This is a genomic window from Neptunomonas concharum (assembly GCF_008630635.1).
In the GTDB taxonomy this organism is placed as follows: Bacteria; Pseudomonadota; Gammaproteobacteria; order Pseudomonadales; family Balneatricaceae; genus Neptunomonas; species Neptunomonas concharum.
Map to the genome: position 1 here is coordinate 15,474 of NZ_CP043869.1, position 17,076 is coordinate 32,549.

Genomic DNA, 17,076 nt, shown 5'->3' on the forward strand with positions numbered 1-17,076 from the left:
GAGGTCCCCACTAAGCGGTGGGGTGCTCTATACCCTACCACAGTTAGCCTATAGATGTTGGCTATTCCCCCTCAGGTTTTCTGAGGGCCTCCCTTTAGATAAACAATTGGATAGTTTTTTAGGGCAATGAAAAAATTATGGCCTCTATCAATCTGAAACGAGGCTATACGGTATGTCAGATACAGGGGTTCTTAATAGAGCCGAAATAGGAGAAGCACCTAAGCAACGCCGCGAGTACCCTTGGAAGCTTGTGGGTGTGATCTCTGCAACCCTGCTTGTGGGAGTGCTTAGCTGGCTATTTCTGTCACCTACAATGGCAATTACTGCTGCCTTAGCGGTCTTTTGTATTGGGTTGTGGTCTACAGCTGCATTGCCTGAGTACTGGCCTGCCCTGGCTTTTTTTCTAATAGCTTCTGTGCTGTCTGTTGCGCCTGAGCAAGTTGTTTTTTCAGGGTTTGAGTCTTCGGCTTTTTGGTTGCTATTTAGCGGCATCGTCTTAGGGGCCTCGATCTCGTATACTGGCCTCGGTCGACGCTCGGCGATTTTTCTATCGAAGATGTTGGGTGATCAATATGTGAGTGTGCTGTCTGGGATTGTGTGTTTTGGTGTTGGCTTAGCTTTTATTATGCCCTCAGCCATGGGGCGTGTAGCGTTGTTAATCCCTATAACTTTAGCGCTTGCTGATCAGATGGGTTATGAACCAGGGCGTAATGGTCGTGCGGGAATGCTGACGGCTGCGGCGTTTGGTACTTGTTTGCCGGCATTTTCAATATTGCCTGCTAATGGTCCAAATATGATTCTGGCCGGTATGGCTGAAGGTTTATACGGTATGCATCTGCCCTATTGGGATTATCTACTATTACACTTTCCTGTTCTGGGGTTACTTAAATCTGTTTTTTTAGTCTTGCTGATCCTGTGGGTTTTTCCTGATCGGGCGCCTATCGTGCGTTCGGTTCCCCTCAAGTCTGAACCGATGAATGGCAGTGAACGACGATTAACGACGCTGCTGGCGGTCTGCTTACTTTTTTGGTTTACAGATAGCGTCCACCATATTTCTCCGGGTTGGATAGGCTTGGCTGCTGCGCTCTTCTGCTTGTGGCCAGGTGCTGGGCTGACGTCTAAAAACTGTTTGAATGAAGATATTAAATATGGCCCCCTCTTCTTTGTTGCCGCTATTATGGGGCTAGGAGCCGTGATTTCGGACACGGGTCTAGGGGGTGTGGTTGTTGATGGTTTGAGTAATCGTGCGGGCTTTTCTCCTGATACGCCTTACTGGAATATAGCGGCCTTAACACTAATCTCGACATTGGTTGGTGCCGTAACAAACTTACCGGGAGTGCCTGCTATCATGACTCCGATAGCAAGCGACCTGGCTGCTTTTACCGGGCTTTCTTTGTCGGCTGTGCTCATGACTCAGGTGTTAGCATTTTCGAGCGTTTTATTGCCTTTTCAGGCGCCCCCTTTGGTTGCAGCCATTCAGCTAGGGAACTTGCCTGTAGGCAAAGTTACAAAGTTGTGTCTCATGATGTTTGTAGTGTCGATTTTTGTATTAATTCCCTTGGATCTGTTGTGGTGGATGATCCTTGGTATTCTGTAATGGTAAGGGTAAGTCTTGAGGCAAGTGTATGGATATTCATCAGCTTAAAACCTTTGTGACGGTAGCCCGCGAAGGGAGTATTACGCGAGCATCGGATCTACTTTTTTTGAGTCAGCCAGCTGTAAGTGCCCACATAAAGGCAATGGAAGATACATTAGGCATCCTTCTATTTGATCGCACTCCAAAGGGTATGGTGCTTACTCATGGAGGGCATCGGTTGTTGGTTAAAGCAGAGGATGTGTTGTGCTCCCATCAGCAGTTTCTTTCTGAAGCTACTCAGATCAAAGGGATATTATCTGGGAAACTGCGCTTAGGCGTTGGAGGGCATGCTAGTTCCGAAGCGCTGGGTAGATTGCTGTGTTCCTTATCTGAGGAATATCCAGAAGTAGAAGTTGTGCTTAAGCATAGCTCTTCTCTTGATATTGTCAGTGGGATAAAAGCCGGAAACCTTGACGCTGGCTTTTATAATGAAGCAGGCCAACCGAGTGGAGCGTTGTCTTTTATTGAGATCAATCGTTTTGCTTTGTACTTAGCAGCACCAATAGAAATGATAGATCCTGCTCTCCCCCTGAATTGGGATCGTTTGGCAGATCTTCCGTGGATCTGCCCTGCTTCAAGCACCTGTTGTGGGCAAGCTGCTGAGGCTTTGTTTCAGGCTCATGGTATAAGGCCTAAACGAATAATCAGTATTGATAGTGAGGCTGTGACTCGTACGCTGATTGCTGGTGGTGTTGGTGTGGGCCTTTTGCATGAGTCAGTAGCTCGGGAGGCTAAAGCAAAAGGTGATGTTGAGCTAATCTGTGAAACAGATAACCCGGTTAGGGTACTGTTTGCTTGTTTATCAGGGCGTACTGAGGAGCGTCTATTGTGCGAAGTAAACTCGATTGTTTCACGTGAAACATCGATTTAACCAAATAAAAAAACCAGCCGAGGCTGGTTTTTTTAGGTCTTTAATCAGCTGAGAAGTCTAGTTATTCAATAAAGAGATATCAGCAACTTGTAAGAAGAGTGCCCTCAAGTTTGCAAGCAAGCAAATCCTGTTCGCGCGCACAGCCTCATCATCTGCCATAACCATTACGCCATCAAAGAATTGATCCACTTCCGTTTGGAGTGATGCAAGTTTTTCGAGTGCGCTCTGATACTCTCCCGCTGCAAACAAGGGTGCCAGTTCAGTAGTGAGATTCTTTACGGAGATCGCCAACTTGATTTCAGCGGCTTCGCTCAACAGCGACTCATCGACCTCTGCCTGCTCGTTGCCGCCGTTCTTGGCAAGTATATTGGATACGCGCTTGTTTGCGGCAGTTAGTGAAACCGCTTGGGGCATCTGCACAAAGGCATTGACGGCATTCACGCGCTGATCGAAGTCTAATGGCTTGGTTGGGCGAATTGCATGAACCGCTAAATAGCTGTCTATGGCAATGCCTTTGTCTTCATACCATGCACGGAAGCGCTCTAGCATAAAATCCGTCACTTGATCGGCTACTGTGTCGGCTGCTGGTAGATTGTTGTGCAGGCTAGCGGCTTTGCTAATCAGTGCTTTGAGATCAAGATTTAGGCCGCGTTCCACGATAATGCGTAATACGCCGAGGGATGCACGTCGCAGTGCAAATGGGTCTTTAGAGCCGGTTGGCGGTTGGTTAATACCAAACAGCCCTGTCAGGGTGTCTAGGCGGTCAGCGATGGCAACGGCAATGCCTGCGTTAGTCTGAGGGAGTTCGTCGCCCGCAAATTTAGGGAGGTACTGTTCATTGATAGCTTGCGCTACTTCCGTATCTTCGCCGTCATGGATGGCGTAGTGGTAGCCCATTAGCCCTTGCAGATCGGTGAACTCGTAAACCATGTCACTTAACAGATCTGCTTTTGCTAGGTACCCGGCGCGCATGGCCTTGGCGGTATCTTGGCTAAGTTGCTCAGCAATGTAGCCTGCCAGAGCAGATATGCGTTCCGTTTTATCGAACAGCGTGCCTAGCTGGTTTTGGAATACGATACTTTTTAGATTATCAACGCGGGATTCAAGCGTCCGCTTCTTGTCAGTTTCAAAAAAGAAGGCAGCATCTGCTAAGCGAGGGCGAATAACCTTTTCGTTACCTTCGATAACCTGCTGTGGATCTTTGGATTCAATATTGGCCAGCGTGATAAAATAAGGCATGAGCTTGCCTTCGGAATCGACCGCATGGAAATACTTTTGATTCTCTTTCATTGAAAGAATCAGTGCTTCTGCTGGAACATCCAGAAAACGCTCCTCAAAACGTCCTGTTAGTGCAACAGGCCATTCATTCAAGGCGGTTACTTCATCCAGCAGATCAGGATCAATTTCTGTAGTCCCGCCGATCGTTTCTCCGGCAGCGATAATTTGTTGCTGAATTTTATCGCGTCGTGCTGCAAAGTCGGCAATAACATAGCCGGGGTTTAGCAGCTTAGCTTCATACTCTGACGCGGCCATGAGTTCAATATCATGGTTATAGTGGAAGCGATGCCCACGTGTTTTCCTACCAGAAGTCAGGCCTAGAATTGTGGCTGGAATGACTTCATCACCAAATAAGATCACCAACCACTTAGTCGGCCTTACAAACTCAACTCGGCTCGAACCCCAGCGCATACGCTTAGGGATGGGTAAACTGTTGAGTGAATCTTGAATCAGTGCTGGCAATAATTGTGCTGTTGCCTGGCCTTTTTCTGTAGAGCGGTAGAGGTAATAATCGCCCTTCTCGGTTGCCAAAATTTGAAGCTCATCCGTTGTTACACCACAAGAGCGTGCGAAACCTTCGATAGCAGGTTGTGGTGCTTTGCATGATGGTCCGCGCTTTTCAACGTCGGTATCTGGCTGCTGTGTTTGAAGGCCTTGGATGCGAATCGCTAAACGTCGAGGCGCAGCGTAGCTGGTCACTTCGCCATGGTTTATTCCGGCCGCTTTAAGGCCGTCTTTAACCCCTTTTGTAAACGCTTCAGAGAGTGACTTTAGTGCCTTAGGTGGTAGTTCTTCCGTTCCTAGCTCAACCAGGAAATCACGTGTACTCATTATTTATCCTCCTGGTTGGCAGCCAGTACTTCATTTCTGATCGCTTCAGGCGCGAGTGGGAAGCCTAAATTTTTACGAGCATCAAAGTAGCTTTTGGCAACTTCGCGTGCCAAGGTGCGAACGCGTAAGATAAAACGCTGTCGTTCGGTAACTGAAATGGCGTGGCGCGCATCTAATAAGTTAAACGTATGAGATGCTTTTAAGACCATTTCATAGGCCGGTAATGGCAGGTTAGCTTCGAGGAGCTTTGTGCACTCTGCTTCATAGTGATCGAAGTTGTCGAACAGCTTAGGCACATCCGCTTGTTCAAAGTTATAAGCAGACATCTCAACTTCATTTTGATGGAACACATCGCCATAGGTCACGATGCTTCCATCAGGGTTTTTGGCCCAAATAAGATCGTAGACGCTATCCATGTTTTGCAGGTACATAGCGATACGTTCAAGACCGTAGGTGATCTCGCCTGTGACGGGATAGCACTCTAAGCCGCCGGCTTGTTGGAAGTAAGTAAACTGGGTCACTTCCATGCCGTTTAGCCATACCTCCCAACCCAGACCCCATGCGCCTAGTGTTGGAGATTCCCAGTTGTCCTCAACAAAGCGAACATCATGCACATTTAGGTCTACACCTAGATGCTGCAAAGATTCGAGATAGAGTTCCTGAATATTATCAGGGGATGGCTTCATGACTACTTGGAACTGATAGTAGTGCTGCAGGCGGTTTGGGTTTTCCCCGTAGCGGCCATCTGTAGGACGGCGGCTAGGCTGTACATAAGCAGAACGCCACGTCTCTGGGCCTATCGCACGCAGGAATGTAGCTGGGTGGAATGTGCCAGCCCCTACTTCCATATCGAGTGGTTGAACAATTACACAGCCATGTTTAGCCCAGTAAGATTGCAATGCCAGGATTAAGCCCTGAAACGTACTAGCGTCTGGGTTCGTATTGTCAGTCACGGAAACCACCATTTCTGAAATAGATAAGAAAAATTAGCGCTAAATTATACACGATTGACTTGGCAAATCCTTTCTGGGGCTGTTGATATCCGCCGAAATAGTTAGATATTTTGCTGTGTTTTCTTTATGAATAAACATTTTGGCGCAAAACGCTATAATGGCGTTTTATTTCAGGGCGGTTGAATGAAGAAGTTTAAGGCGGTTGTCGCGATCTTTGTGCTGGGCTTGTTGTCGCTGTTGCCTCTACGGTGGGCGCAGGCGGTTGGACGTTGGATCGGCCGCCGTGCCAGTGCTAATCCGCAAGGGGAGTTGTGCCGTGTAACCCAAATTAACCTTGAGGCCTGCTTCCCCGACATGTCCGATGGAGAACGCCAGCAGCTGGCGAAAGAAAGTCTCTTACAGACCGGTATGTCTATATCAGAAATGGGGATGTCTTGGTTATGGTCCCCCTCGCGTACTCTCAAAAAAGTTACGCAAGTTAACAATGAGCGGCTTATCAATGAGGCAGTTGCGCTCGGAAAGGGCTGTATTCTGATCGCTCCTCATTTGGGTAACTGGGAAGTGCTGAACCTATACCTATCCGCTAAATACCCTTTCACGGCTATGTATAAACCACCAAAGCTTAAGATGCTGGATGATCTGATCAAAAAAATGCGAGCGCGTTTAGGTACTCGCATGGCACCAGCCGATGCATCAGGTGTGCGTATGGTGATGAAGGCACTGAAGCGGGGTGAGATGGTTGGTATCCTACCGGATCAGGAACCCGAATCTGGAGGGACTTTTTCCACCTTTTATGGTCAGGATATCTATTCTATGAAGCTGCTTGCACAGTTGGTAAAACAAACCGGTGCCCGGGTTGTCTGCGGTTTTGCTGAGCGATTGGAAAACGGTAAAGGGTTTGAAATTCATTTTTTAGAAGCGGACGAGTCCATTTACGATAGGGATTTACAGACGGCAGTTAATGGGATGAATCGTTCAGTAATGGACTGTGTCGACCGGAAACCGACACAGTACCAATGGGAGTACAAGCTCTTTGATCACCGACCTGAAGGCCAACCCAGTCTGTATAGAAAGCGCTAACTAGCGCTTCCAAAATGCGGGTGTGAAGAGTACCAGAAAGGTAAATACCTCTAGGCGGCCAAGCAGCATGGCAAAACACAATATCCACTTGGCGGTATCATTCAGGTCTCCATAATGAGCAGCAACATCGCCTAACCCCGGGCCGAGGTTGTTGAGTGTCGCGCCAACGGCAGACCATGCTGTAACCTGATCTAAGCCCGTTCCTAGCAGCGTAATAAGCATCACGATAAAGACGATCAGGTAGACTGAGAAAAAGCCCCATACGGCTTCGAGCACCTTATCAGAGATGGGTTTATTACCCAGCTTCACAGGAATGACGGCATTAGGGTGTACTAAGCGTTGTATCTCTCGATAACCCTGTTTAAGGATTAAAAGAATACGAATCACCTTCATCCCACCACCTGTTGACCCTGCACAACCACCGGCAAATGCGGCTACAAACAGCATGAATGGCAGCATGACTGGCCAGTGAGCAAAGTCGGCTGTTGCAAAGCCCGTCGTTGTCGCAATAGATACCACCATAAACACCGACTTTCGCAACGCTTCTAATGGCACATAGGTAGCGGTAATGATCAAAGAGAAAAAAGTAATTAAGATCACAAACCCTAGTATGCCTAAATAGAACTTGAATTCAGGATCCTGAAAGTAATGGAGCAGAGTTTTCTGTCGCCATGCGAAAAAGTGCAAGCCAAAGTTGACGGCTGAAATCACCATAAAGAACGTGCAGATCGCTTCTATGGTAGGGCTGTCATAGTATCCTATGCTGGCATCATGGGTAGAAAAACCACCAATGGCGACTGTAGAGAAGCTATGACCAATCGCATCAAATGCGCTCATGCCGGCTAACCAATACCCTAGCGCGCACAAGATTGTTAGTGATAGATAAATATACCAAAGGGCTTTGGCCGTTTCTGTAATCCTAGGCGTCAGTTTGCTGTCTTTCACAGGGCCAGGCGTTTCGGCGCGGTAAAGCTGCATCCCTCCGATGCCTAGCATTGGCAATATAGCGACGGCTAAAACGATAATTCCCATCCCGCCTAGCCATTGTAATTGTTGTCGGTAAAACAGGATGGACTCAGGCAAATAATCTATGCCTGTCATGACTGTGGCCCCCGTTGTGGTAAGTCCTGAGAGGGACTCAAATACCGCATCAACAACTGTAAGATGGGGGTTGTGGGAAATAATTAGAGGTATGGCACCAAACAGCCCCAGAACCACCCAGAATAACACGGTGATTAAGAAGCCATCTCGTGTACGTAAATCTTGCCGTACTCTATAGACGGGTAACCAGATCAAAAAGCCGGTTACCAGCGTAATAGCAAACCCGCCTACAAAGGCGTAGTCATGACCATCATCATAGATCAAAGAAACTGCCACAGGAGGCAGCATAGTGATGCTGAAGATCATCAATAGGATGCCAAGAATTCGCAGTATGACGCGGTAATGCATAGTCTTGCTTCTCTAAATTAGAAAAATGCCAAACCCACTTGGAAAAGGCGCTCTACTTCGCCTATGCGTCGCTTGTCCACCAAGAATAGAATCACATGGTCGCCATTTTCGACAACCACGTCATCATGGGCGATAAGTACTTCATCATTGCGCACAATAGCACCTATGGTTGTTCCTGGTGGCAAGTCAATATCTTCAAGGGCTCTGCCTACTACTTTTGAGCTGCGCTTGTCGCCATGAGCAACGGCCTCTAGCGCTTCTGCTGCCCCTCTACGTAATGAATGAACAGCTGCGACATCACCGCGGCGAACATGAGTCAACAAGGCACCTATAGTGGTTTGCTGCGGTGAAATGGCGATATCAATAACACCACCTTGCACAAGGTCAACGTAGGCAGGGTTGTTAATCAGCGTCATTACGGTACGTGCGCCTAAGCGTTTGGCGAGCATCGATGCCATGATATTGGCTTCGTCATCATTGGTCAGTGCACAGAACACATCGGTATCTTCAATATTTTCTTCGAGCAATAGCTCTTTATCGGAAGCGCTGCCATTGAGCACGATGCTGTTATTCAACTGTCGTGCTAGTGTGTTGCAACGTTTGATCGAACGCTCAATGATCTTAACCTGAAAGCTGCCCTCTATGTTGCTAGCCAAGCGTGCTCCGATATTCCCTCCCCCTGCAATAATGATGCGCTTGTAAGGGTTGTCCAAACGTCTCAATTCGCTCATCACGGCTCGTATATCTTTTTTGGCAGCGATAAAAAACACCTCATCATCCGCTTCGATGGTGGTGTTACCCTGCGGAATAATTGCTTTGCCTTGTCGAAATATGGCTGCAACGCGTGTGTCTATTGAGGGCATATGAGTGCGCAAGTAAGCGATCTCTCGACCCACTAACGGCCCTCCATAGTAAGCCTTAACGGCAACGAGCTGCGCTTTACCTTCGGCGAAGTCGAGTACTTGTAATGCTCCGGGGTGTTGAATTAGTCGCTTGATATGACGAGTTACCAGCTCTTCCGGGCTGATGAGTACGTCGATAGGCAGTGCATCTTTATTGAAAAGCCTTCTGTCCTGCTGCAGATAGTCATGCTCCCTTACACGAGCAATCTTCGTGGGTATGTTAAACAGAGCTTGTCCTACTTGGCAGGCTACCATATTGACTTCATCGCTGTTTGTAACGGCTATGAGCATATCAGCATCCTGGGCGCCGGCTTGTTCAAGTGCGCCAGGGTATGAAGCCTTGCCTTCCACGGTACGAATATCTAGCCGATCCTGCAGCTCTCGCAGGCGATTATTGTCCATATCAACAATCGTAATATCGTTGGCTTCATTGGCTAGATTCTCGGCTAAGGTTCCGCCAACTTGACCTGCGCCTAGAATGATGATTTTCATGTAGTGCCGCTCTTTTTATTAAGCTTTGGTTAGTAGCGCATAGTAGAAGCCATCGTGCCCGTTTTGTTGTGGGAACATTTGCCTTCCATACTTTCTTTCCATACCCCATGAGGCATCGATGACTTGGTGCTGTGCGTCATTATGAGCTTTTAAGAAGCGCTCAATCAGTCGCTCATTCTCTTGCGAAAATATTGAACAGGTCGCGTATAAAAGTGTGCCACCCGGCTTTAGCATAGGCCACAGATTGCTCAAGATGTTCCATTGAATGGTTGCCAGAGCATGGATGTCTTCCCCTTTTCTAAGCAGTTTGATATCCGGGTTTCTGCGAATAACTCCCGTTGCACTGCAAGGGGCATCGACGAGTATTTTGTCGTAGAGTTCGCCATCCCACCAATTTGACTCGGATGCATCTGCGATGACCAGGTTGGCTGTAACCTGAAGACGTTCCAGATTTTCTTGAATTCTTACTGCCCTGCTTGCTTCTATCTCAATAGCATCAAGCTGTATTTCGGAGTTTATCTCAAATAGATGGCAGAGCTTTCCACCCGGTGCGGCGCACGCGTCCAGCACTCTTTCGCTGGGCTGTGTTTTTAGTAGGTATCCGCTGAGTTGTGCGGCTTCATCCTGCACACTGACAAAGCCTTCTTGGAAATGAGGTAATAAGTAAACATCGACAGGATGCTCTAAAACAATGCCGCTATCCGTTATTGTTGAGGGGTGGCCTTCTATGTCTACAGCGCGGAGAAAATCTAAATATGTTTCACGTGAAACTTTTGAAAGGTTTACTCGCAATGTCATGGGCGCTTGGCAGTTGTTTTCCTTAAGAATCGTTTCCCAGTTTTCTGGCCAGTTATGGCGTAGCTTCTGAATAAACCAGTCTGGGTGGTTAAAAACAATCTCTGGTAAGTCTTGCAAGCTATGCAGAACGTCATCTTTTTCGCGAGCAAAACGTCGTAATATGGCATTAAGCAGACCTGAGGCGCGGCTCTTGTCGATTTGATGGCAAGCTTCTACCGTTTCGCTGATGGCCGCATGTGCAGGTATGCGCATCTCTAGAAGTTGGTATAAGCCTACCAGCAGAAGGGCGTATACGTCCTTATCGGCTTGACGCATGGGTTTGTCGAGCAGGTGGTGTGAAATCGCTTCTAGCTTCGGATAGTTTCGGCAAACGCCATAGCAGAGCTGTTGCACGAGCGCGCGATCTTTCTCTTCGCAGCGGTTTAGCGCGCCTTGTAGAGTGTAATTTAATGATCCTTTGCCTTGCAGTAAAGGGGTGATGGCAAGCGCTGCTAAGCCGCGAACATTTATCATGAGCCTAATTTAGTTCCTACAGAGAAGAGTTCTTTTTTTGCATTGAGTATATCTTTGACTGCTAATGCCTTACCGCCGGACAGTTGAATTTTATCAAGTGCGAGTACGGTGTTCTCACCACAGGCGATGAGAATTTGAGTTTTTGTGATCTCTATCACACTTCCAGCAGGGGCCGAGTCGTGAAAGCTGTTTACTACTGTTGCGCTATGAACTCGAATAGTACTGTCACCAAGTAGGGTAAAGGCTATTGGCCAAGGAGATAACCCGCGGATTTTACGGTGTATGGTGATGGCATCTTGGCTCCAGTCGATATCTCCTTCCTGCTTCTCTAGCTTATGTGCATAACAGGCTTGTGAGTCATCTTGCTTCTCGGGTTCGATTTGCTGTGCACTCATAAGCGACAGGGTTTTGAGTAAGGCTTTCGCACCCAAAGGCGCAAGGCGGTCGTGTAGTTCGCCGCTGGTATCATGGGGGTGAATTGGGCAGCTCAATTTGTAAAGCATATCTCCAGTATCTAGCCCTACATCCATCTGCATAATAGTTACGCCGGTTTCTTTGTCCCCGGCAAGTAGCGAGCGGTGTATGGGCGCAGCGCCTCTCCAACGCGGCAGTAATGACGCGTGTACATTGATACAGCCCAAGGCAGGGATTTCTAGCACGGCTTTGGGTAGCAAAAGGCCATAAGCTACCACGATCATGATGTCAGCATTTAGAGACGCCAACTCTTGCTGGGCGTCTTCATTCTTAAGAGACTGCGGCTGTAACACAGGGATGTCGTGTTGCAATGCTAATGCCTTAACGGGGCTCGCAGTTAACTTTCTGCCGCGCCCTGCAGGACGATCGGGTTGCGTATATACAGCAATGATTTCATGTTCGCTTTCGATGAGAGCAGCAAGGCTGCTGGCTGCAAACTCGGGTGTTCCAGCAAAGACGACTTTTAATGACATAAGTTATGTGTCCACAAACAAAAACAGGCTTGCTGTAAGCAAACCTGTTGGGAGAAGTTATTCGCTAATCAATTAGCCTTTTCTAGCTTGTGCTTTTTTTCAAGCTTACTTCTTATTCGATCGCGTTTTAGTCGCGATAAGTAATCTACGAAGAGCTTGCCGTTAAGATGGTCAATCTCGTGCTGGATACAGACGGCTAATAAATCATGAGCATCAAACTCTATAGGATTGCCTTCTTGGTCCAACGATTTGACTCGAATATGGTTAGGGCGGCGTACTTCTTCATAATAGCCGGGTACAGATAAGCAGCCTTCTTGCATCTCTTCAAGGGCTTCATCAATCACTTCAAAAGAGGGGTTGATAAGCACGAGCGGTTCATTATTATCTTCTGAGATGTCGATCGTGATAATCTGACGGTGGATATTCACTTGAGTGGCTGCGAGCCCAATGCCTGGCGCATCGTACATGGTTTCGAACATATCTTTGATGATTTGGCGTACTTCATCATCTACTTGTTCAACAGGTTCGGCGATGGTTCTCAATCGCGGATCAGGAAATTCTAAAATTGGTAACAAAGCCATAAGTAATATTCTTCAGATTATAAGTTAGAGACAGCATAAACGGCGCAAAACTGTACACAAGCTATTATACTGATATAGCGTTGTGATGCATTTGTCGTTTAACATTGTGTCTATTATACGCACAATGGTGCAAACCGGGGATTTGGCAAGGGATTTGATAATGAAAAAACTGTTGAGTGTGTGTCTGACTACCTGTGTGCTGGTGTTTTCATCTGCATCAGTTCAGGCAAAAGGTGATCAGATACAACTGAGAGACGGTCACCCTGAGGAATACGTCGTTGTTAAGGGAGATACGTTGTGGGATATCTCAGGGCGTTTCCTAAAGAAACCATGGCGCTGGCCTGAAATTTGGGATGTGAACAAACAGATTGATGACCCTCACTGGATCTATCCGGGCGATGTGCTCTATTTGACTTGGGTTGATGGTAAGCCGAAGCTAAGAAAAAAAGGTAACGACCGTCTGCAGCCTAGGGCGCGTGTATCGAAAATTGAGAGTGCCATCCCCGCGATACCGTTAAAGGATCTTCATTCGTTCTTGAGTGATAATGCAGTGCTTGATGATGAGTTGCTGAAGACCACACCTTATGTCGTCGGTGGCCGTAACGAGCGGATCATAGCCGGTGCGGGTGATCGCATCTATGCCCGTGGAGAGCTGGATACTTCTGTTAAAACACAAAATATCTATCGACCTGCTAAAGAGTATGTCGATAAAGATACGGGTGAGTTGCTCGGCTATGAGATGCATAAAGTCGCTGAAACTCGGGTTATCAGTACCAAAGAAGATGTGATCAGTCTAGATGTGCTCAAGACTCGTGAAGAGGTCCGCGTGTTGGACCGTGTACTACCTTCGCCAGAAGGGCGTGTACAGTCTGTCTTTAACCCTGCTCCGGCTCCTGAGTTTTCAGAAGGCTATATTATGTCGGTGTTACGGGGTGTGAATAAAATTGGTCGTTTCGATGCGGTTGCAATTAACCAAGGTTACCGTGAAGGGGTACAGGCTGGTCATGTCTACAAAATCTTTAAACGGGGCGAGTCCCTTAAAGACCCGATAACCAAGGAAACGATTGAACTGCCATCTGAAGAAGCGGGTACTTTAATGGTTTTTAAGGCTTACGAGAGAGTCAGTTATGGCCTAGTTATGACAGCAACCAATGTCATGTCGGTAGGCGATAAAGTCCGCTCTCCGGATGCTCAGGAGTGAGTTAATAACCTATGCAAAGTGATCCAAAGGACTGGATCGCGTTAAGCCTCTTACCCGGTGTTGGTACTGTCACATTGGGTAAGTTGTACTATGCAGGCAGGAATCCTGCGCAGCTCTTAGCGCACTTTCCAGAAACATTAAAGCCGGAGCAGCGTGCTCTACTTATTGCTTATCAAAACCGCCAAGGTAAGCTTTATGAGCAGGTTTGCAATACGCTTGAGGAGTTGGCAAGTTTAGGTGCCCAGATACTGCTCCCCGCCTCTCCTGACTACCCTCCTCTTTTAAAAGAAGCTCACGATCACCCGATCTTGTTGTTTGCTAAAGGCAATCTCCAAGCCTTGCAGCTACCTATCGTTGCTATTGTGGGGAGCCGTAAGGCAAGCACGGCTGGGCTTCGACATGCTTATCAATTTTCTAAAGCGCTATCGGCGTCAGGGTGTGTGGTGGCAAGTGGTTTGGCGCTGGGTATTGATGGGGCTGCTCATCAAGCGGCTGTTGACCTTCAAAAACCAACAGTGGCGGTTATGGGAACGGGAAGTGATCAAGTCTACCCTTCTCGGCATCGGCCACTCGCTGAGTCTATCCTCGAACATCAAGGCGTGCTCTTGACTGAACTGCTGCCAGGAAGTGGACCGCTCGCACCGCATTTCCCGCGTAGAAACCGTATTATCAGTGGGTTATCCGCTGGCGTGCTGGTGGTAGAAGCGGCTTTAAAAAGTGGCTCCTTGATCACCGCCAGACAAGCACTCAACCAAGATCGTGAAGTATTTGCACTTCCTGGTGCTATTGATCATCCGGGGAGTCGTGGCAGTAATGCACTAATTCGTGAAGGTGCAACGCTGGTGCAAACGGCTGATGAAATGATATCTGAGCTATCTTCCCTATTAGGCGTGTGGGGAGCAGAACGTAGCGAACCACAAGAAAATAATCAAAATTTTAATTTGATAGACCGGTATCCAATATTGGAATTCATTGAATTTACCAGCACCTCGCTTGAGGAGGTCTTCCTCAATAGCGGGATCCCCATGGCGGAGTTACAAAGCCACTGGTTGAGCTTGAGCTAGCAGGGCTGGTCGAAATGTCGGCAAACGGATACCAAAGGATACGCTAAGGGAGAGTTGCAACTCGCTACTTAAACAGGTAGCTTTTGCGACTTTCCTAAGTGTAGATATTTACAGATGAACCAATGGCATTTTTCCCAAGCCGCTCGGGTACTGCATCAGGGTGGTGTTATTGCTTATCCGACCGAAGCCGTTTGGGGCGTCGGATGTGATCCATTCAATGAAGCCGCGGTCATGCGTTTGTTGGCATTAAAAAAGCGCCCAGTAGAGAAAGGTGTAATTTTAGTCGCTTCATCGGTTGAGCAAATCGCCCCCCTTTTTGACCCATTGAGCGATCAGGAAAAAACACGGTTGCTCGATTCATGGCCCGGGCCAAACACGTGGCTACTACCCGACCCAAATAGCCTTATTCCCTCTTGGGTCAAAGGTAAGCATGATAGTATAGCGGTGCGTATTAGTGCTCATCCAGGGGTTTCGGCTTTGTGTGATGCCTTTGGTGGGATGTTAGTGTCCACTTCTGCAAATCCTGCGGGAGCTCAACCAGCAAAGACTTTATTGAGAGTGAGTGTTTACTTCGGCTCTAAGTTGGATTATTTAGTGCCAGGTTCGCTGGGTGATCAAAGCCGACCGACGCAAATTAGAGATCTTCGTGATCAGCGCATTGTACGCGCATAATTACTTATTTTTAGAGAGGAAGACTGATCATGTCTGCACCTGATATCGACGCCGTTAAGCGTTACTTGCTGGATTTGCAGGATCGCATATGCGACGCCCTTACTGAAGCTGATGGTCAGCAGACATTTATCGAAGATAGCTGGGAGCGGCCCCAAGGCGGTGGTGGACGTACCCGAGTGATCAGTGACGGAGCAATCTTTGAGAAAGGCGGTGTTAACTTTTCTCATGTATTTGGTGGAGCTCTACCCGCTTCGGCGACAGCGCATCGCCCTGAATTAGCCGGCCGTAGTTTTGAGGCGATGGGCGTTTCGTTAGTGATGCACCCTAAAAATCCTTACATCCCTACCTCTCATGCCAATGTGCGCTTTTTCATAGCGGAGAAAGAGGGCGAAGATCCTGTATGGTGGTTTGGTGGTGGTTTTGATCTGACACCCTACTATGGGAACGACGATGACTGTCGCCATTGGCACCTGACAGCGAAAGCAGCATGTGAACCCTTTGGGGAAACGATTTATCCCCACTATAAGCAGTGGTGTGATGAATATTTTCACCTAAAACATCGAGATGAACCCCGTGGTATTGGCGGGCTGTTTTTTGATGACCTGAATGAGCTGGGTTTCGAGAAAAGTTTTGCACTAATGCAGTCGATTGGTAACGCTTATATTCCTGCATATATCCCTATTATTGAGCGCCGTAAAGATACCCCTTATGGAGAGCGTCAGCGTGACTTCCAGCTGCACCGCCGTGGGCGTTATGTTGAGTTTAATCTCGTCTATGATCGCGGCACCTTGTTTGGCCTGCAATCTGGTGGACGTACCGAGTCGATTCTTATGTCCTTGCCGCCTGAGGTGCGTTGGGGATATGACTGGAAACCAGAACCCGGTACGGAAGAGGCACAATTGTACGAACGTTATCTAAAACCAATTGATTGGGCTGGCGCATAAATGACTGATCGATACGCTGTTTTTGGCAACCCCATTAGCCACTCTAAATCCCCAGCGATCCATCAGGCATTTGCTCAAGCGTGCCAGCAAGATATGCGTTATGAGGCGATATGTGCCCCGCTGGATGACTTCAAAGGTGCGGTTGAAGCGTTTATTCTTCAGGGAGGTAAAGGCCTGAATGTCACTGTGCCCTTCAAAGAAGAGGCATGGCTGCTGGCTAACGTGCGCTCCCCCAGAGCTGAACTCGCAGGCGCTATTAACACCCTTTATCTTAACGATGCGCAGCAGTTATGTGGTGATAATACGGATGGTATCGGCTTGGTCAGAGATATCTGCATCAATCACCATTACAGCATTAGCAAAAAGCGAGTGCTGGTACTGGGTGCAGGAGGAGCTGTTCGCGGTGTTTTACAGCCCATCTTAGAACAATCCCCCAGCGAAGTTGTGATCGCTAATCGAACGGTATCTAAAGCGGATGCTTTAGTCACTCTGTTTGATACATTAGGTGATGTGCGTGCCAGTGCCTTTGAGGCGCTGGAGGGAGAGTTTGATCTGATCATTAATGGGACAGCCGCAAGCCTGCAGGGAGAATTGCCCCCGCTTCCCTCTGGATTAGTCGTTGGTAACACGTGGTGTTACGACATGATGTATGGTGCAGGTATAACGCCCTTTAATCAGTGGGCCAAAACGCAAGGTGCAGCACAGCAGCTGGATGGTTTAGGTATGTTGGTTGAACAAGCGGCAGAAGCCTTTTCTATATGGCGTGGCGTAAGGCCTGCTACGGATGCTGTGATTCGTACAATACGCAATCAACTGTTAACTGCTTGATTTATCAAGCGTTCAAAGAAAAGAATTCGGATTGAT

General features: G+C 47.9%; 15 protein-coding genes. 8 read left to right on the plus strand and 7 right to left on the minus strand.

Annotated features, from left to right (window positions below):
- Positions 1 to 172 precede the first annotated feature (172 nt).
- Together F0U83_RS00065 and F0U83_RS00070 are read left to right on the plus strand one after the other, a co-directional pair.
- Positions 173 to 1,597 (plus strand): SLC13 family permease, encoded by a 1,425-nt coding sequence (locus F0U83_RS00065; protein ID WP_138985927.1) that lies wholly within the window; start codon positions 173 to 175, stop codon positions 1,595 to 1,597.
- Positions 1,598 to 1,625: 28 nt separating this feature from the next.
- Positions 1,626 to 2,507, plus strand: a complete 882-nt coding sequence (locus F0U83_RS00070) for a LysR family transcriptional regulator (RefSeq protein WP_138985928.1) — start codon at positions 1,626 to 1,628, stop codon at positions 2,505 to 2,507.
- A gap of 57 nt (positions 2,508 to 2,564) precedes the next feature.
- Here the strand turns inward: F0U83_RS00070 and glyS are convergent, their stop codons facing one another.
- Both glyS and glyQ read right to left on the minus strand, forming a co-directional pair.
- A complete protein-coding gene (glyS, locus tag F0U83_RS00075; protein WP_138985929.1) occupies positions 2,565 to 4,616 on the minus strand; it encodes a glycine--tRNA ligase subunit beta in 2,052 nt (683 codons plus the stop codon).
- Positions 4,616 to 5,581, minus strand: coding sequence for a glycine--tRNA ligase subunit alpha (glyQ, locus tag F0U83_RS00080; protein WP_138985930.1), 966 nt, complete (start codon positions 5,579 to 5,581; stop codon positions 4,616 to 4,618). Before glyQ ends, glyS begins: the two co-directional genes overlap by 1 nt.
- Before the next feature lie 171 nt (positions 5,582 to 5,752).
- Between glyQ and F0U83_RS00085 the strand changes: the two genes are divergently transcribed.
- The gene (locus F0U83_RS00085) at positions 5,753 to 6,649 is read left to right on the plus strand and encodes a lysophospholipid acyltransferase family protein (protein ID WP_138985931.1); all 897 of its coding nucleotides are present in this window, start codon (positions 5,753 to 5,755) and stop codon (positions 6,647 to 6,649) included.
- Here the strand turns inward: F0U83_RS00085 and F0U83_RS00090 are convergent, their stop codons facing one another.
- From F0U83_RS00090 to def, 5 genes are all read right to left on the minus strand, one after another.
- Positions 6,650 to 8,098 (minus strand): TrkH family potassium uptake protein, encoded by a 1,449-nt coding sequence (locus F0U83_RS00090; protein ID WP_138985932.1) that lies wholly within the window; start codon positions 8,096 to 8,098, stop codon positions 6,650 to 6,652. It abuts the gene before it with no gap.
- A 17-nt stretch (positions 8,099 to 8,115) separates the two neighbouring features.
- Positions 8,116 to 9,492: a Trk system potassium transporter TrkA gene (gene trkA, locus F0U83_RS00095; protein ID WP_138985933.1), complete on the minus strand. Its 1,377-nt coding sequence runs from the start codon at positions 9,490 to 9,492 to the stop codon at positions 8,116 to 8,118.
- Between the two features lie 18 nt (positions 9,493 to 9,510).
- Positions 9,511 to 10,803, minus strand: a complete 1,293-nt coding sequence (gene rsmB, locus F0U83_RS00100; RefSeq protein WP_211343596.1) for a 16S rRNA (cytosine(967)-C(5))-methyltransferase RsmB — start codon at positions 10,801 to 10,803, stop codon at positions 9,511 to 9,513.
- Entirely contained in the window at positions 10,800 to 11,750 is a 951-nt protein-coding gene (fmt, locus tag F0U83_RS00105; RefSeq protein WP_138985934.1) for a methionyl-tRNA formyltransferase, read from the minus strand. Before fmt ends, rsmB begins: the two co-directional genes overlap by 4 nt.
- A gap of 68 nt (positions 11,751 to 11,818) precedes the next feature.
- Positions 11,819 to 12,331 (minus strand): peptide deformylase, encoded by a 513-nt coding sequence (gene def / locus F0U83_RS00110; protein WP_138985935.1) that lies wholly within the window; start codon positions 12,329 to 12,331, stop codon positions 11,819 to 11,821.
- 160 nt (positions 12,332 to 12,491) lie between these two features.
- Between def and F0U83_RS00115 the strand changes: the two genes are divergently transcribed.
- From F0U83_RS00115 to aroE, 5 genes are all read left to right on the plus strand, one after another.
- Positions 12,492 to 13,532 carry a LysM peptidoglycan-binding domain-containing protein gene (locus F0U83_RS00115; RefSeq protein ID WP_138985936.1) on the plus strand — a complete coding sequence of 347 codons (1,041 nt, stop codon included), beginning with the start codon at positions 12,492 to 12,494 and terminating at the stop codon, positions 13,530 to 13,532.
- 11 nt (positions 13,533 to 13,543) lie between these two features.
- Positions 13,544 to 14,596, plus strand: coding sequence for a DNA-processing protein DprA (dprA, locus tag F0U83_RS00120; protein WP_138985937.1), 1,053 nt, complete (start codon positions 13,544 to 13,546; stop codon positions 14,594 to 14,596).
- Positions 14,597 to 14,710: 114 nt separating this feature from the next.
- On the plus strand, positions 14,711 to 15,268 hold the full coding sequence (gene tsaC, locus F0U83_RS00125; protein WP_138985938.1) for an L-threonylcarbamoyladenylate synthase type 1 TsaC: 558 nt from the start codon (positions 14,711 to 14,713) through the stop codon (positions 15,266 to 15,268).
- Between the two features lie 29 nt (positions 15,269 to 15,297).
- Positions 15,298 to 16,212: an oxygen-dependent coproporphyrinogen oxidase gene (hemF, locus tag F0U83_RS00130; protein ID WP_138985939.1), complete on the plus strand. Its 915-nt coding sequence runs from the start codon at positions 15,298 to 15,300 to the stop codon at positions 16,210 to 16,212.
- On the plus strand, positions 16,213 to 17,040 hold the full coding sequence (gene aroE, locus F0U83_RS00135; protein WP_138985940.1) for a shikimate dehydrogenase: 828 nt from the start codon (positions 16,213 to 16,215) through the stop codon (positions 17,038 to 17,040).
- Positions 17,041 to 17,076 lie beyond the last annotated feature (36 nt).

Excerpts from the sequence above, each read along its gene's own strand:
- F0U83_RS00065 (WP_138985927.1), top strand. The coding sequence starts at position 173 with ATGTCAGATACAGGGGTTCTTAATAGAGCCGAAATAGGAGAAGCACCT.
- F0U83_RS00070 (WP_138985928.1), top strand. The coding sequence starts at position 1,626 with ATGGATATTCATCAGCTTAAAACCTTTGTGACGGTAGCCCGCGAAGGG.
- glyS (WP_138985929.1), bottom strand. The coding sequence starts at position 4,616 with ATGAGTACACGTGATTTCCTGGTTGAGCTAGGAACGGAAGAACTACCA.
- glyQ (WP_138985930.1), bottom strand. The coding sequence starts at position 5,581 with ATGGTGGTTTCCGTGACTGACAATACGAACCCAGACGCTAGTACGTTT.
- F0U83_RS00085 (WP_138985931.1), top strand. The coding sequence starts at position 5,753 with ATGAAGAAGTTTAAGGCGGTTGTCGCGATCTTTGTGCTGGGCTTGTTG.
- F0U83_RS00090 (WP_138985932.1), bottom strand. The coding sequence starts at position 8,098 with ATGCATTACCGCGTCATACTGCGAATTCTTGGCATCCTATTGATGATC.
- trkA (WP_138985933.1), bottom strand. The coding sequence starts at position 9,492 with ATGAAAATCATCATTCTAGGCGCAGGTCAAGTTGGCGGAACCTTAGCC.
- rsmB (WP_211343596.1), bottom strand. The coding sequence starts at position 10,803 with ATGATAAATGTTCGCGGCTTAGCAGCGCTTGCCATCACCCCTTTACTG.
- fmt (WP_138985934.1), bottom strand. The coding sequence starts at position 11,750 with ATGTCATTAAAAGTCGTCTTTGCTGGAACACCCGAGTTTGCAGCCAGC.
- def (WP_138985935.1), bottom strand. The coding sequence starts at position 12,331 with ATGGCTTTGTTACCAATTTTAGAATTTCCTGATCCGCGATTGAGAACC.
- F0U83_RS00115 (WP_138985936.1), top strand. The coding sequence starts at position 12,492 with ATGAAAAAACTGTTGAGTGTGTGTCTGACTACCTGTGTGCTGGTGTTT.
- dprA (WP_138985937.1), top strand. The coding sequence starts at position 13,544 with ATGCAAAGTGATCCAAAGGACTGGATCGCGTTAAGCCTCTTACCCGGT.
- tsaC (WP_138985938.1), top strand. The coding sequence starts at position 14,711 with ATGAACCAATGGCATTTTTCCCAAGCCGCTCGGGTACTGCATCAGGGT.
- hemF (WP_138985939.1), top strand. The coding sequence starts at position 15,298 with ATGTCTGCACCTGATATCGACGCCGTTAAGCGTTACTTGCTGGATTTG.
- aroE (WP_138985940.1), top strand. The coding sequence starts at position 16,213 with ATGACTGATCGATACGCTGTTTTTGGCAACCCCATTAGCCACTCTAAA.